At 39.0% G+C, this 13,148-nt stretch carries 15 protein-coding genes and 1 pseudogene; 8 read left to right on the top strand and 8 right to left on the bottom strand.

Features of this window, described 5'->3' with window-relative positions:
• Positions 1-10 precede the first annotated feature (10 nt).
• Positions 11-682 carry a hypothetical protein gene (locus PHY84_RS08580; protein WP_299858967.1) on the top strand — a complete coding sequence of 224 codons (672 nt, stop codon included), beginning with the start codon at positions 11-13 and terminating at the stop codon, positions 680-682.
• Between the two features lie 10 nt (positions 683-692).
• Here the strand turns inward: PHY84_RS08580 and pgeF are convergent, their stop codons facing one another.
• On the bottom strand, positions 693-1,412 hold the full coding sequence (gene pgeF / locus PHY84_RS08575) for a peptidoglycan editing factor PgeF (protein ID WP_299858966.1): 720 nt from the start codon (positions 1,410-1,412) through the stop codon (positions 693-695).
• Between the two features lie 28 nt (positions 1,413-1,440).
• On the opposite strand from pgeF, the gene ovoA reads away from it, so the two are divergent.
• The 7 genes and pseudogenes from ovoA (at position 1,441) to PHY84_RS08535 (ending at position 7,964) form a co-directional block, all read left to right on the top strand.
• On the top strand, positions 1,441-3,540 hold the full coding sequence (ovoA, locus tag PHY84_RS08570) for a 5-histidylcysteine sulfoxide synthase (RefSeq protein WP_299858965.1): 2,100 nt from the start codon (positions 1,441-1,443) through the stop codon (positions 3,538-3,540).
• Between the two features lie 41 nt (positions 3,541-3,581).
• Positions 3,582-4,644: pseudogene (locus PHY84_RS08565) on the top strand (DNA cytosine methyltransferase).
• Complete coding sequence (locus tag PHY84_RS08555) at positions 4,641-5,837, top strand: PatB family C-S lyase (protein WP_299858962.1); 1,197 nt, start codon at positions 4,641-4,643, stop codon at positions 5,835-5,837. The pseudogene PHY84_RS08565 and the gene PHY84_RS08555 overlap by 4 nt, the downstream one beginning before the upstream one ends.
• On the top strand, positions 5,830-6,066 hold the full coding sequence (locus tag PHY84_RS08550) for a hypothetical protein (RefSeq protein ID WP_299858961.1): 237 nt from the start codon (positions 5,830-5,832) through the stop codon (positions 6,064-6,066). Before PHY84_RS08555 ends, PHY84_RS08550 begins: the two co-directional genes overlap by 8 nt.
• A complete protein-coding gene (locus PHY84_RS08545) occupies positions 6,056-6,481 on the top strand; it encodes a pyridoxamine 5'-phosphate oxidase family protein (RefSeq protein WP_299858960.1) in 426 nt (141 codons plus the stop codon). Before PHY84_RS08550 ends, PHY84_RS08545 begins: the two co-directional genes overlap by 11 nt.
• Before the next feature lie 220 nt (positions 6,482-6,701).
• Complete coding sequence (locus PHY84_RS08540) at positions 6,702-7,394, top strand: dUTP diphosphatase (protein ID WP_299858959.1); 693 nt, start codon at positions 6,702-6,704, stop codon at positions 7,392-7,394.
• Complete coding sequence (locus PHY84_RS08535) at positions 7,395-7,964, top strand: ATP-binding cassette domain-containing protein (protein WP_299858988.1); 570 nt, start codon at positions 7,395-7,397, stop codon at positions 7,962-7,964.
• Here the strand turns inward: PHY84_RS08535 and crcB are convergent.
• The 7 genes from crcB to PHY84_RS08500 are packed head-to-tail and all read right to left on the bottom strand — an operon-like array spanning position 7,954 to position 13,064.
• On the bottom strand, positions 7,954-8,343 hold the full coding sequence (gene crcB / locus PHY84_RS08530; protein ID WP_299858958.1) for a fluoride efflux transporter CrcB: 390 nt from the start codon (positions 8,341-8,343) through the stop codon (positions 7,954-7,956). The two genes, PHY84_RS08535 and crcB, sit on opposite strands and share 11 nt — an antisense overlap.
• A complete protein-coding gene (locus PHY84_RS08525; RefSeq protein ID WP_299858957.1) occupies positions 8,312-9,010 on the bottom strand; it encodes a lysophospholipid acyltransferase family protein in 699 nt (232 codons plus the stop codon). Before PHY84_RS08525 ends, crcB begins: the two co-directional genes overlap by 32 nt.
• Positions 8,988-10,106 (bottom strand): hypothetical protein, encoded by a 1,119-nt coding sequence (locus tag PHY84_RS08520; protein WP_299858955.1) that lies wholly within the window; start codon positions 10,104-10,106, stop codon positions 8,988-8,990. The genes PHY84_RS08525 and PHY84_RS08520 overlap by 23 nt, the downstream gene beginning before the upstream one ends.
• Positions 10,103-10,777: a phosphoribosylformylglycinamidine synthase subunit PurQ gene (purQ, locus tag PHY84_RS08515; RefSeq protein WP_299858954.1), complete on the bottom strand. Its 675-nt coding sequence runs from the start codon at positions 10,775-10,777 to the stop codon at positions 10,103-10,105. The genes PHY84_RS08520 and purQ overlap by 4 nt, the downstream gene beginning before the upstream one ends.
• Positions 10,774-11,016, bottom strand: coding sequence for a phosphoribosylformylglycinamidine synthase subunit PurS (gene purS / locus PHY84_RS08510; RefSeq protein WP_299858953.1), 243 nt, complete (start codon positions 11,014-11,016; stop codon positions 10,774-10,776). Before purS ends, purQ begins: the two co-directional genes overlap by 4 nt.
• Positions 11,017-11,031: 15 nt before the next feature.
• Complete coding sequence (gene purC, locus PHY84_RS08505; RefSeq protein ID WP_299858952.1) at positions 11,032-11,745, bottom strand: phosphoribosylaminoimidazolesuccinocarboxamide synthase; 714 nt, start codon at positions 11,743-11,745, stop codon at positions 11,032-11,034.
• A gap of 2 nt (positions 11,746-11,747) precedes the next feature.
• The gene (locus tag PHY84_RS08500; RefSeq protein ID WP_299858951.1) at positions 11,748-13,064 is read right to left on the bottom strand and encodes a S41 family peptidase; all 1,317 of its coding nucleotides are present in this window, start codon (positions 13,062-13,064) and stop codon (positions 11,748-11,750) included.
• Positions 13,065-13,148 lie beyond the last annotated feature (84 nt).

Below are 13,148 nucleotides of genomic sequence, written 5' to 3'. Positions count from 1 at the left end.
GGAGTTAGTTATGAAAATAGTCAAAAGTTTTGTTGTATCGTTTTGTATTTTGACATCGTTGCAGGCATTTGATTTTGATATAGGAATCTCTGGAAGAGACGACGATGTCGATGGGTTTTACTTTTCCATAGGAAATCACTATAACGCTCCAAGAGAGGAGATTTATGTGGTTGAGAGACGCATCCCCAGAGATGAGGTAAATATCGCATATTTTCTCGCAAGAGAGTCAAGAAGAGATATAAAGTTTATCACTGATTTACGCCTAAGAGGGAGGAGTTGGTGGGATATAAGTTTAAGCCTTGGGCTAAATCCCCACACTCTTTATGTTGTGGAGACATACAACAATTATGGTCCTCCATACGGAAGAGCTTACGGATACACGCACAATAAGTACAGACTTAGCGACAGAGAGATTATGGAACTGGTTAATGTTCGTTTTCTTTCACGCTACCACGGTATCAGTCCTGATGAGGTAATCGAGCGCAGACATAGAGGAAGTGGCTATTATCGTGATAGAAATGAGTATCGTGAAAAAAGACATAAGATAGAAGAGCGTCAAGAGAGACGTGATGTAAATCGTGAAAGAGAGCACCCAAAGTACGATAAGAAAGAAGAGAAAAAAAATGACAGAGACCGAGGCGGCGATAGAAGAGGGGATGATAGAGGTAGAGGCAGAGAGTAGTCTCTTCTCATTACCCCAACATAATAATCCCTGCAAATCTTCCGGTTTTTTGCTCTGCTCTGTATGAGTAGAGCTTGTGAGGATTGCAACAGCTGCATTCGTCTGAAAACTCTATATTTTTTTCATCAAGTCCACATGCAAGAAGCTGGTTTTTTACTATTTTATTGATATCGAGATAAAATCTTGAGCCTTTTTTTTCAACCGCATACTCTAATCCCAGCTCTTTTGCCTCCTGAAAAATTTCTTTGCCCACCTCATAACAGCATACACCTATATTTGCACCGACAACCGCGACTATATCCTTTGGGTTGCTTTGAAAATTTCCAAATGAATCTATAACATTTTTAACTATATTTTTAAACGCTCCAGCTCTTCCCGCATGAGCTACTGCAATCACTTTGTATATTTTGTCGTAAAAGAGTATAGGGGAGCAGTCTGCTACCATAACCATGAGAGGAGTTCCTGTTTTGTCGGTTATAAGTGCATCACAAGTCGGCGGTGTGTTAAAATCTTCATCGGCAACAACATAAACCAAATCGGAGTGAATTTGCTTCATATAAACGAGTTTCTCTTTTTCATAACCGAGGTTATTGCCAAGGAGTTCGTGGTTTTTTTCCACGACAACAGGGTCGTCTCCGACGTGAAAAGCCAAGTTGCCGCTCTCTTTTGTGGTAAAAGCATGCAAAAGGTTAGGAAAGTGAGATAATTTTTGACTATAATAAAATTTCATAGAAAAATTATACCAAAAAGGTTTTATTTTGAGCAGATTGAGTTTATACCCGCCAACACTTGATGGCATGGACATTGAGGCAAAACGCAAAGAGATAAGGGCGTATTTTCATAACACTTTTTCGCTTTTTGAAAAGATTTTTGAAATGCTTAAAAGTGAAGATGTTTTTTATAAAAAGTCAGAACCGACACGCCATCCGATGATATTTTATTTTGGACATACTGCTACTTTTTTTATCAACAAACTTGTACTTATGAAGATTGTCTCACAGCGCATCAACCCAGATTTTGAATCCATTTTTGCCGTAGGCGTGGATGAAATGGAGTGGGATGATTTGCAGAGTGCTCACTATCGTTGGCCAAGGGTGCAGGAGGTCAGAGAGTACAGGGCAAAGGTGAGAGAGGTCGTGGACGGGCTTATTGAAACGCTTCCTTTGACACTGCCAATCACGCAGGATTCGCCTATGTGGATTATTTTGATGGGGATTGAGCATGAGCGGATTCATATAGAGACCTCGCTTGTTTTGCACCGCCAGATGCCACTGGAGTTTGTGCAAGAGGTTGCAGAGTTTAACATTTGCCTTCACAGTACTATCGCACCAAAAAATGAGATGGCAGAGATGCAAGGCGGCAGGGTTGTTTTGGGCAAAGAGAGGTCACACCGTCTCTATGGCTGGGACAATGAGTATGGCAGATACGAAGAAGATGTTGAGTGCTTTTTGGTCTCAAAGTATCTTGTAACCAACGCCGAGTTTATGGAGTTTGTTAAAGAGGGCGGGTATGAAAATGAGGTGTTTTGGGATGAGGAGGGTAGGAAGTTTTTAGCCATAAGCGGTGCGAAACATCCGCCGTTTTGGGTTTATGAGGATGGTATATACAGATATAGAGCGCTTTGCAAGGTTATTGATATGCCCCTTGATTGGCCAGTTGAGGTCAATGCGCTTGAAGCAGAGGCATTTTGCCGCTACAAAAGCCAAAAGGAGGGAGTTGTTTATACACTTCCGAGTGAAGCGGAGTATCGCTTGCTTTATGAGTATGCAGGTTTGAGAGATATTCCAGAGTTGCATGAGAGCAGGGCAAACTTGAACTTTTACCACTACTTTAGCTCATGCCCCGTCAATGAATTTGGCTTTAACGGTCTTTATGACGTAGTGGGCAATGTCTGGCAGTGGAGCCGTACATCAATTTTTGGTTTTGAAGGTTTTGAGGTTCATGAAGCGTATGATGATTTTTCTACGCCGACATTCGACAACAAACATGCGCTGATTTTAGGCTCATCATGGGCAAGCAGCGGCAACCTTATCATGAAGCACTCCCGTTACGCATTTCGCAGACACTTCTATCAAAACGCAGGATTTAGGTATGTCATCTCCTCAGGCAAAACGCAAGAGCAAAAAGATTTTTACGAAGATGATACGGCGGTTGCGCAATACTGTGCCTTTCAGTACGGCAAGAGCTACTTTGGAGTGAAAAATTTTGCCCTAGAGTGTGTAAACATAGCCTCCAAATTTGCCAAAAACCGTACAAAAGCTCTTGATTTGGGATGCGCAACGGGAAGAGCGACATTTGAGCTTGCAAAGAGTTTTGATGCAGTAGAGGGAGTTGACTTCTCGGCGAGATTTATAGGTGTCGGGGTAAAGCTCAAAAATGACGGTTATGTCGCATACGCTTCAAAAACAGAGGGCGATTTGGCGGAGAAGAAAAAGGTAACCATAGAGGAGCTTGGCTATGAAAGCGTGAGAGAGAAAGTCTCATTCTGGCAAGGCGACGCATGCAACCTTAAGCCAAATTTTACCTCTTATGACTTAGTTATGGCAACAAACCTTATAGATAGACTCTATAGCCCCAGACTATTTTTAGAGGATATACAAAATCGCATAAATAAGCATGGTGTACTACTCATCGCTTCGCCATACTCTTGGCAGGAGAGTTCGACTAAAAAAGAGCTATGGCTCGGCGGATATGTAGATAGTAACTCTAAAGAAGTAAAAACCATAGATACTCTAAAAGATATTTTAAGCAAAAACTTTGAACTTGTGCATATACAGGATTTAGAATTTGTCATAGGAGAGAGTGCTAGAAAATTTCAACATAGCGTCGCAGAGGTAAGCGTGTGGAGAAAGAGATAAGATATTGCAAAATTGTTGGTGTTTAAAATAAAAGGTTGAATGTGAACATAATATCCTTATTCTCAGGTGCAGGCGGCTTAGACCTTGGTTTTGAAAAAGCTGGTTTTAAAACTATTTGGGCAAATGAATATGACAAAGAAATCTGGGAAACTTTTGAAAAAAACTTTCCATCCACAAAACTAGATAGAAGAAGTATAGCTGCTATTCCATCAAGTAGGATTCCTGACGCTATTGGGCTTATCGGTGGACCGCCTTGTCAAAGTTGGAGTGAGGCGGGAGCTTTGCGAGGCATAGAAGACCATAGAGGACAGTTGTTTTTTGAGTTTATCAGAGTGCTAAGAGATAAAAAACCGCTCTTTTTTTTAGCTGAAAATGTATCTGGAATGTTAGCTTCTCGCCATAGTGAGGCACTTCAAAATATTAAAAATCATTTTATAGATAGCGGATACGACCTCTCTTTTAAACTTTTAAATGCTCATGATTTTCAAGTACCTCAGGACAGACAAAGGCTCTTTTTTGTCGGATTTAGAAAAGATTTGGGAATATCGTTTGAGTTTCCGGAGGGATTTTCTAAAAAAAGATTTTTAAAAGATGTGATTTTTGACCTTAAAGAGAGTGCGCTTCCTGCAGAAGATAAAAACTATACTAACGGCGATAAGTGTAGCATTGAAAACCATGAATATATGACAGGCGGTTTTTCAACAATGTTTATGTCAAGAAATCGTGTACGAGGTTGGGATGAACCCTCTTTTACGATTCAAGCAGGAGGGAGACATGCTCCTCTTCATCCACAAGCTCCCAAAATGGAATTTGTAGAGCAAAATAAAAGAGTTTTTGTGAGCGGTAGTGAGCATTTGTATAGAAGACTTAGTATTAGGGAGTGTGCAAGAATCCAAACTTTTCCCGATAGTCATAAGTTTTATTATAACAATTTGAGTGCAGGGGTATAAAATGGTTGGTAATGCCGTACCTCCAAATTTAGCTTACTATTTGGCAAAAAAAATAGCATTAGATGTAAAAAAGGCTATTACATTAAAAGAAGCAAACGATAGGATATTTTCCAATGAAAATAGATATACAAATGATGTGCGGATAATGTATTGATAAAAAAATATAACTTCTCAACCTCTGCCAGTAGAGAAGGCACAAACGCAGAGAAATACACTATGAGAAAAAAGCTCTTTGGAAGTGATGTCGTTATACCTCTTTGGGTGGCGGATATGGATATAGATACGCCTGATTTTGTTTTAGAAGCGGTAAAAAAGCGTCTTGAACATCCCGTTATGGGTTATGAAGAGATGCCGCGTAGTGCATTTGAAGCTCAGTGTGATTGGATGAAAAGAGAACACACTGTTGAATTTGAAGTAAGTGAGCTGTTTTACTCACACTCTGTTGTGGCAAGTATGAATACGGTTATAGAAGCTTTTACTGGAAAGGGCGATAAAATTATAGTTCAAACACCGGTATATCCGCCGTTTTTTCATAGTGTGATAGAAAATGAGAGAGAGCTTTTAAAAAACCCGTTAAAGCTAAAAGATGATGGAACTTACTCGTTTGATATAGAAGATTTAAAGTCAAAAATAGATGAAAAAACAAAACTTCTGCTTCTTTGTTCTCCGCACAATCCTGTAGGGCGAGTTTGGAGAAGAGAGGAGCTAGAAGAGATTTTAGAGATTTGCCTAAAACATAACATCATAGTTTTTAGTGACGAAATACACTCCGATTTAGTTTATGCTCCAAATATTCATATACCATTTGCATCGCTAAACGATAAAGCAAGAGATATAACCATAACCGCCATAGGCGTAGGAAAAACATTTAACATGGCAGGGTTTGCCATAAGCACGGTTGCCATAACAAATGATGAGTTAAGAGCTAAATTTAAAAAGGTGTACGATAAAAGACATTTTGCATTTGGAAGCTCACTCTCGCATATAGCCTTTGAAGCGGCATATAAAGATGGTAAAGAGTGGCTTGAAGAGCTTAAAATCCATCTTTATAAAAATTTTCTTCTATTAAAAGAGTTGTGTGATCAATATCCGCATTTTATAAAAATAACTCCGATTGAGGGAACTTATCTCGCCTGGCTTGATTGTAGAGGTATGCTTTTAAAGGATAAAGAGCTAAGAGAGTTTTTTGTAAAAGATGCAAAGCTTGGGCTTAGTGCAGGGATAAGTTTTGGCAGAGAGGGAAGCGGTTTTATGAGGTTGAACTTTGCTCTCTCATCTGCTAAAATGGCACAAATAATAGAAAACCTGCAAAAAGCATTGCAAAGCATAGGAAGAAAAAGTGATTGAGATAGATTGGAACGATTTTAAATTTTTTAAGCAATCCAGCGAGAAAAAAAGTGATAACTTTGAAGTCTTGCTCGATTTTCTCAAGAGCCACTATAAGATGACTTCTCCAAAAGAGATGTTTGAGACAATGGCTAATGATGATACTGCACGGCTGATGCTATCTAAAAGAGAGATTAACTCTTTGGAAGATTTAGAAAAGCGTCTTTATAAGAATTTCAATGTTAAATGATTTAAAAAAAATAGACTCCTTTTTACAAAAACATCATGTACTTACACTTGCTACTATAGACGACAGCGAGCTTAGTGCATGCAACCTATTTTACGCTTACGATGCCCAACAAATCTCTTTTGTCGTAGCAAGCAGTGATGAGACAACACATATAAAAAATATAACAATTAATCCAAAAATAGCCGGAACGGTGGTTTTAGAGACAAAAATCGTGGGTAAGATAGAGGGAGTTCAGTTCAGAGGCGAGTTTTTGCCATTGGAAGATGAGAGTTTAAAAAAGTTATACTTTAAAAATTTCCCTTACGCACTTGCCATGAACCCAAAACTTTGGCAGATAAAAATCAACTATTTCAAATTCACCGACAACACTCTTGGATTTGGCAAAAAACTTATTTGGACGAACTTTTCTCTTTGAATATAGCGCACTCACTCCTGCTACTTTGAAAGACAACTAAAGATGGGATTTGCGGCGATTTAAACCCATACGCCTTGCATCCATGTGGTCTTGCGGCTTCCCATGTGACAAAATAGTATTCGCATTTTCTACAGTCAATTCTTTTCATACAGCTCTCAATTTAAGTGCGCTATTTTAGCATATTCGGTACAATAGGCGAATTAAATTTGAGAGAGAAAATATGGACAAAATATCACTTATGCTACAGCTGCAAGCCGATTTAAACAAGGCTACAAATGGCGACAAATGGACAAGCGGGATTACAAAAAACAACAAGGTTATCAACTGGAAGCGTTGTATCTACATGGAGTGTGCCGAGATGATAGATAGTTTTTCTTGGAAGCATTGGAAGAACATCGACAAAGAGGCCAATTGGGCAAACTTGCAGATAGAAGTTGTTGATGTTTGGCACTTTATAATGAGTTTGGCTATAGAACTGGATGCGCAACATGCACAAAGCGGTATCGGTGCAATCGCATCTTCCCTTGCTGATGCAAAGAGTTTTGAGAAGATTATTGTCAAAAATAGTCTCTTTGCCAATGAAAATGAGATTATGGAAAAAATCGAAGCCATCATGCTTGAGTCACTCTTGAAAAATGAGTTCAGTTTAGAAAAATTGGTCAATGATTTTTTTGACTTGGTTGTGATGAGCGCTCTTGATCTTGAGACACTCTATAAGCTCTATGTAGGTAAAAACATCCTTAACCAGTTTAGACAAGACCATGGCTACAAAGATGGTTCTTACATTAAGGTCTGGAATGGCGAAGAGGATAATGTGGTTATGCAGAGAGTTTTGGAACAAAACAGCGATATCGCACCGGCAGAACTTTATGAAGAGCTTGAAAAGCTATATCCTGCACAAAGCAATAGCTAAATATCTATGGTTTTAGAGGTAAAGAATCTCTCTTTTGGATATAAAAAAGAGTCTATGCTTTTTGAAAACCTCTCGTTTTCATTAAAAAAAGGGGAGATAAAAGCGATAGTAGGCGAGAGTGGAGCAGGGAAAAGCACTATTTTTGAACTTATTCTTGGCAACTTAAAACCCCTCAGCGGAGAGATTAAACACTCCGTTTGCTCAGAGGTATTTCAAGACCCATACAGTTCTTTTCATCCTAGCTATACGCTTTTAAATCAGATAAAAGATGTGGCAAAACTTGATGATTTAGAGTTTTATCTTACAAGCGTCAAACTTGAGCGTGAGTTGCTTTTTAAACTTCCCCATGAACTCTCAGGCGGACAACTCCAGCGTGCTTCCATTTTGCGTGCAATGCTTATGAAGCCGGAACTTCTTTTGCTCGATGAGCCAACCTCCGCACTTGACAATGTTATCCAACTTGATGTAATGCGGATGCTTGTGCACCATTTGGACGACATGGGAATGCTGCTCATCACGCATGATTTGGATTTGGCTAAGTGGTGCGCGGATGAGATAATTATGCTTTGAAAAAAAGCTTTACGATATAAAAACCGCTTCCTGCCATAAAAATAGAACCAAAGGCATTAAGTGAGATATTTGCAAGTGCGAGAGCGATTTGCCCGCTGTTAAGGAGTAAAAAACTCTCAATGGCAAATGTAGAGTAGGTTGTAAGTCCGCCCAAAATGCCGGTTGTGAGAAAAGATTTAACATGGAGTGAAAAAAAGGTTGTGTGCATAAAGTAGGCGATAAGTACGCCCATTACAAAACTGCCGCCCAGATTTACCCCAAGCGTTCCAAAAGGTAAATCATGGGGCATTCTGTGTGAAATTACCCCGTTTAGATAGGCACGCAGCACCGCCCCGATAAAACCGCCGCTACCTATGGCGAGGATGGTTTGCCAGCTCATCGTTATAGACCTTCTGCATCTTGATTCTTAAGTTATTCAGCCACTCGCTATCGTTTTTATCTGCCACAAACGATTCTAAAAATACCACTTTGATTCTTCCGGGTTTATATAGAAATTTTTTTGTGTTGTAGTGTTTTGCGGTTTCTATTAGAACGACAGGTTGCACTATAAGGGAGTTTGCATCAGCTACCATTTTTGCACCCGATTTAAAAGGGAGCATCGTTCCGGTGGCAGAGCGGGTACCTTCAGGAAACATTGCAATGGCTCTGTTTGTACTGACAACTTTTTTTGCATCTTTGAGAAGTTTTATAAGTGATGTTTTACTTTCTCTTTCAACGGCGATATCTTTTGGAAATTTTAGTGCCAAACCGAAAAAAGGGATATCAAAAAGTTCTTTTTTTGCCACCCATGCAATGTCTCTAGGTGTGATAGTTTCCATCACGGCAATATCTAAATCGCTTTGATGGTTCATTAAAAAGATTTGTGCTTTTGGATCCTCTTTGCCAATTACCTCTGTAGAGAAAAAAGTGCTAAGTCGGATAAGCCATGCGGCTAATTTTCTGCTGTATGGTTTTGGGAGAATGTAAAATGTAAAAATCATCAAGCCAAGCGATATGGCTATAATGATGGTTGCGTAGAGCCAGCTAATTTGAGCAAAAATCTTCATTTTTTACCCAGCCTATTTTTTGGTCTTGAAGCTGCACTTTTGTCCAACCTTTTACTTCTGCCTCTTTTTGGAGATGGTACTCTTTGGGAGCTTGCTCAAAAATAGTTCCATTGGACATCGGAAGCAGATAGATTGCAGAACCCTCTTTGATACAAACCTCTTTTGATGGGAGAGCGATAGAGAGGATGTAGGCAAGCGGAAGTGCTATAAAAACAAGGTAGATATACTTTCTTCTCCACAAAATAATAATAAAGGCAACAAAAGCCACTATCGCGGCAGCTCCCATTTTTAGAATCTCATTTGATTGATCTTTTGGTTTTAAATCACTTTGTGTTGTAACGCTGTCATCATTGACTATAATGGGTATGTTGACAAAAATAAATCTATTTTTTATAAGATTAAAATAGGAAAAAGAGAGTGTTTGGACGCTTTTGCCGATTATGGCATAATAGGTAATCTTAGCATCCGTAAAAGAGTTTGTAACAGACTCAATCCCCTGTTTATAAACACCGCCTAGCTTTAAAGCAGAAATATCACAATTTTGTGCAGTGGCAACAAAAACAACAATGTTGTGTGTTGCATCATAGCTTGTTGTTTTATACTCTACTATCTCAAAAGAGTTTGCAATTATATTGGAGAAATCGCTTTTTGGGTTAAGGGAGATAACATTTAAAGTTTCTCCGCTAAGTTGCGTACTTTGGTAGTTTTTCTTACTTGTATGAATGAGAGTTGCTTCAAAATCAGGAAGTTTTGCATTTTGTGAGGTTGCTATAAAGTAAAAAGTATCATAGTAGTATTTTGCATCTTTAACTCTTGAGGGTGTATCGCCGAGCATTTTAAGCCCTTGCATATTTGAGAGTTTATACTGGATATCATCAAAGTCTTGAATAACACAAAGAGTTTTAATAGTTATGGGAAAAACTTCCCCTTTAAGAACTCTTTGAGGAATCTTTTCAAAGTTAAGATAGAGAGCTTTAGATGCCTCTTCAATAGCCTCTTCATAGGGAACATCAGCATTTGCCCCATCCCCTGAAACATTAGCATTGGCAAATACCAAGCTTGAGCAAAAAAGCCATATAAAGAGGAGTTTAATCACGCTTGTAAAAACCCTTGAAGCATTTTGACGCCGTCACTGCTTCCTAATATTGCTTCCATTGCTCTCTCGGGATGAGGCATAAGCCCAAAGACATTCTTTTCTTTGTTGCAAACACCGGCAATCGCATCAACGCTTCCGTTTGGATTTTTCTCTTTACCCTCTGCATCACAATACTTTAGAAGAACCTGGTTGTTTGCATAAAGCTCTTTTAAACCATTTTCATCTATGTAGTAGTTTCCGTCATGATGAGCTATGGGAACATTGACAACATCACCGCTATTTAGTTCTTTTAAAAAAACATTGTCATTGTTCACGACTTTAAGGTGATGGTGCTTTGAGAGAAAGTGCAGGCTCTCATTTCTCTTAAGTGCACCCGGTAGGAGACCTGCTTCCGTTAGTACTTGAAAACCGTTACATATACCTAAAACTTTTCCACCTTTGTTTGCATATTTCGTCACAGCTTTCATGACAGGACTAAACTTTGCGATAGCGCCGCTTCTTAAGTAGTCGCCATAGCTGAATCCGCCTGCTACTACTAGCAAATCGGTATCTTCCGGCACAACCTCGGATTTATGCCATAAAATCTCTGTTTTTGCGCCTAAGGATTTAAAAGCATGCTCTGTATCGTACTCACAGTTAGTACCTGGAAACTGTAATATCGTTACTTTCATTTGATAATCTCGATTGTATAGTCTTCTATAACTGTATTTGCAAGAAGCTCTTCGCACATTTTTGTAACATCTGCCATAGCTTTTTTCTCATCGCTTTCATTTATCTTAAGAATAATCTGTTTGCCGACACGTACATCCTCTACGTTGCTGAAGTGGATGGATTCAAGAGCATGATGCACCGCTTTTCCCTGAGAATCCAATACACCTGCTTTTAAAAATACATTAACTATCGCTTTCATGATATCACCTTTTTTTTATTTGCTTAATATTCTGTTTAAAACTTCTTCATACGCCATCTTCAACCCGCCCAAACCTTGGCGAAATCTGTCTTTATCCATTTTTTCACCGCTTTGCATATCCCAAAAACGGCAGTTATCAGGGCTGATTTCATCAATCAAAATGATATTGCCGCTGCTATCTTTCCCAAATTCAAGTTTAAAGTCAACAAGATTGAGACCTTTTGCTGCAAAGTACGGCTTTAGGATATCATTTATCTCTCTTGCCATACGGCGGAGTTTGTCAAGTTCATCTTGATACTTTACAAGCCCTAAGATAAGTGCGTGTTGGTCGTTTAGTTTTGGATCGCCTAGTGCATCATTTTTGTAGTCAAACTCAACGAGCGTAAAAGGAAGTACCGTACCGTCTTTAATTCCAAGATTTTTACTCAAACTCCCCGTTGCAATGTTGCGAACGATTACTTCGATGAGAATAACATCTGTTCTTTTGTGGAGCATGTGATTGTCATCAAGCATCTTGACAAAGTGTGTTGGAATGCCATCTTCAGCCAAGAGCTTGAAAAGTTCTGTAGAGATTTTATTGTTCAGTGCGCCTTTGCCTGCTTCGCTTGACTTTTTCTCTCCGTTAAACGCAGTTAAATCATCTTTGAACTCTGAGATAAGCAAATTTGCATCATCAGTCGTAAAAAGTTTTTTTGCTTTTCCTTCGTAAATCAACTCTCTTTTTTCCATGGTTATACTCCTTTTGTGATAATTAAAGCTTTGATGATATCGGTTCCCACTTTAAGCTGAATGTCTTTTTGTATCATCTCATCGGAGATAATGTGTTTTGTATCAACTTTATCTCCTTTCTCCTCTTGTGTGCCGTTTACTTTTTCCAACTCTTCGGTCAAATGTTTTTTGAGGTCGGCTTCTTTTAATGCAAACTCATTTTTGCTAGTTTTTACTTCACCCGGCAAAACCTCAATATCGGGCTTAACGCCGACAGCCTGAATAGTTCTTCCGCTTGGCAGATAGTATCTTGCTACCGTAAGTTTGATTGCCTCTTCTTCATTTATCGGTAAAACGACCTGAACGCTTCCTTTTCCAAATGTATTTTGACCGACGACAACCGCTCTTTTATGGTCTTGAAGTGCGCCGCTTACGATTTCGCTGGCACTAGCACTTCCGCCATTGACAAGGACAACAAGAGGGACATTAGTAAGGGTGTTAATCGCTTTTGCCGTGTAAACTTCATCATCAGCTTTGTTTTTGCCCTTTTGTGAGACAATGTCTCCCTTATCGACAAATATGTCCACAAGCCCAACTGCTTGATCGAGAAGCCCCCCAGGGTTGTTTCTCAAATCAAGAACGATTCCTTTTGTCGTTGCTTTTTTTTGTTTGATTGCTTTAGAGACATCATTTACAACTTTTTTATCAAAGTTTGTGACGCGGATATACTGAATATTGTCTCCGATAGTTTTTGCATATACCGACTCTATAGTGATAATGGCTCTTGTGATACTTATAGCAAGAGGTTTTGTCTCACCCTCACGGACGATGGTAAGTTCAATTTTCGTGCCTACTTTTCCTCTCATAATAGAGACAGCTTCATCAATAGTCATGTTAAGAGTAGATTTTTCGTTGATTTTTAAGATGATGTCACCGGCTTTTATACCGGCTTTGTCCGCAGGCGTACCCTCTATCGGAGCAATAACGGTAAGCGCTCCGTCTTTTACGCCTACAGTAATACCAAGACCGCCAAACTCACCGTTTGTTTGGATTTTTAAATCTTTATAATCTTTTTGAGAGAGATAGTTAGAATGCGCATCAAGATTGCTCATCATGCCCTGAAGTGCTTTATCCATAAGCTCTTCAATCGTTACGTTGTCAACGTTGTACTGCTCGACAATACTGAGGACTTTTGTAAATTTCGCTAAAGCTTCAAGTCTAGACGCCTCTTTTGTCTGCTCTTTTTTTGCTGTTGCGGCAAAAAGATTGGTTGAAAAAAGTAGAGCCAGAGCGACTGTAACAGAGGCAAAACCCAGCGTAATAAGTTTTTTGTTTTTCATCATTTGTCCTGTAAAATTAAAGCGCGTATTATAGTAAAAAGCTCTTTAAATTAAGATAATGACAATTATAATACCTAAAATTAA

Source organism: Sulfurimonas sp., assembly GCF_028694605.1.
Lineage (GTDB): Bacteria > Campylobacterota > Campylobacteria > Campylobacterales > Sulfurimonadaceae > Sulfurimonas.
This window is presented reverse-complemented; position numbering and strand designations above follow the sequence as displayed.

What these genes read in the sequence shown, in the direction of transcription:
- PHY84_RS08545 (WP_299858960.1), top strand. Translation starts at nt 6,056, where the DNA reads ATGTTAAATGATTTAAAAAAAATAGACTCCTTTTTACAAAAACATCAT.
- PHY84_RS08580 (WP_299858967.1), top strand. Translation starts at nt 11, where the DNA reads ATGAAAATAGTCAAAAGTTTTGTTGTATCGTTTTGTATTTTGACATCG.
- crcB (WP_299858958.1), bottom strand. Translation starts at nt 8,343, where the DNA reads ATGAGCTGGCAAACCATCCTCGCCATAGGTAGCGGCGGTTTTATCGGG.
- PHY84_RS08540 (WP_299858959.1), top strand. Translation starts at nt 6,702, where the DNA reads ATGGACAAAATATCACTTATGCTACAGCTGCAAGCCGATTTAAACAAG.
- purS (WP_299858953.1), bottom strand. Translation starts at nt 11,016, where the DNA reads ATGAAAGCGATAGTTAATGTATTTTTAAAAGCAGGTGTATTGGATTCT.
- PHY84_RS08500 (WP_299858951.1), bottom strand. Translation starts at nt 13,064, where the DNA reads ATGAAAAACAAAAAACTTATTACGCTGGGTTTTGCCTCTGTTACAGTC.
- purQ (WP_299858954.1), bottom strand. Translation starts at nt 10,777, where the DNA reads ATGAAAGTAACGATATTACAGTTTCCAGGTACTAACTGTGAGTACGAT.
- PHY84_RS08525 (WP_299858957.1), bottom strand. Translation starts at nt 9,010, where the DNA reads ATGAAGATTTTTGCTCAAATTAGCTGGCTCTACGCAACCATCATTATA.
- pgeF (WP_299858966.1), bottom strand. Translation starts at nt 1,412, where the DNA reads ATGAAATTTTATTATAGTCAAAAATTATCTCACTTTCCTAACCTTTTG.
- purC (WP_299858952.1), bottom strand. Translation starts at nt 11,745, where the DNA reads ATGGAAAAAAGAGAGTTGATTTACGAAGGAAAAGCAAAAAAACTTTTT.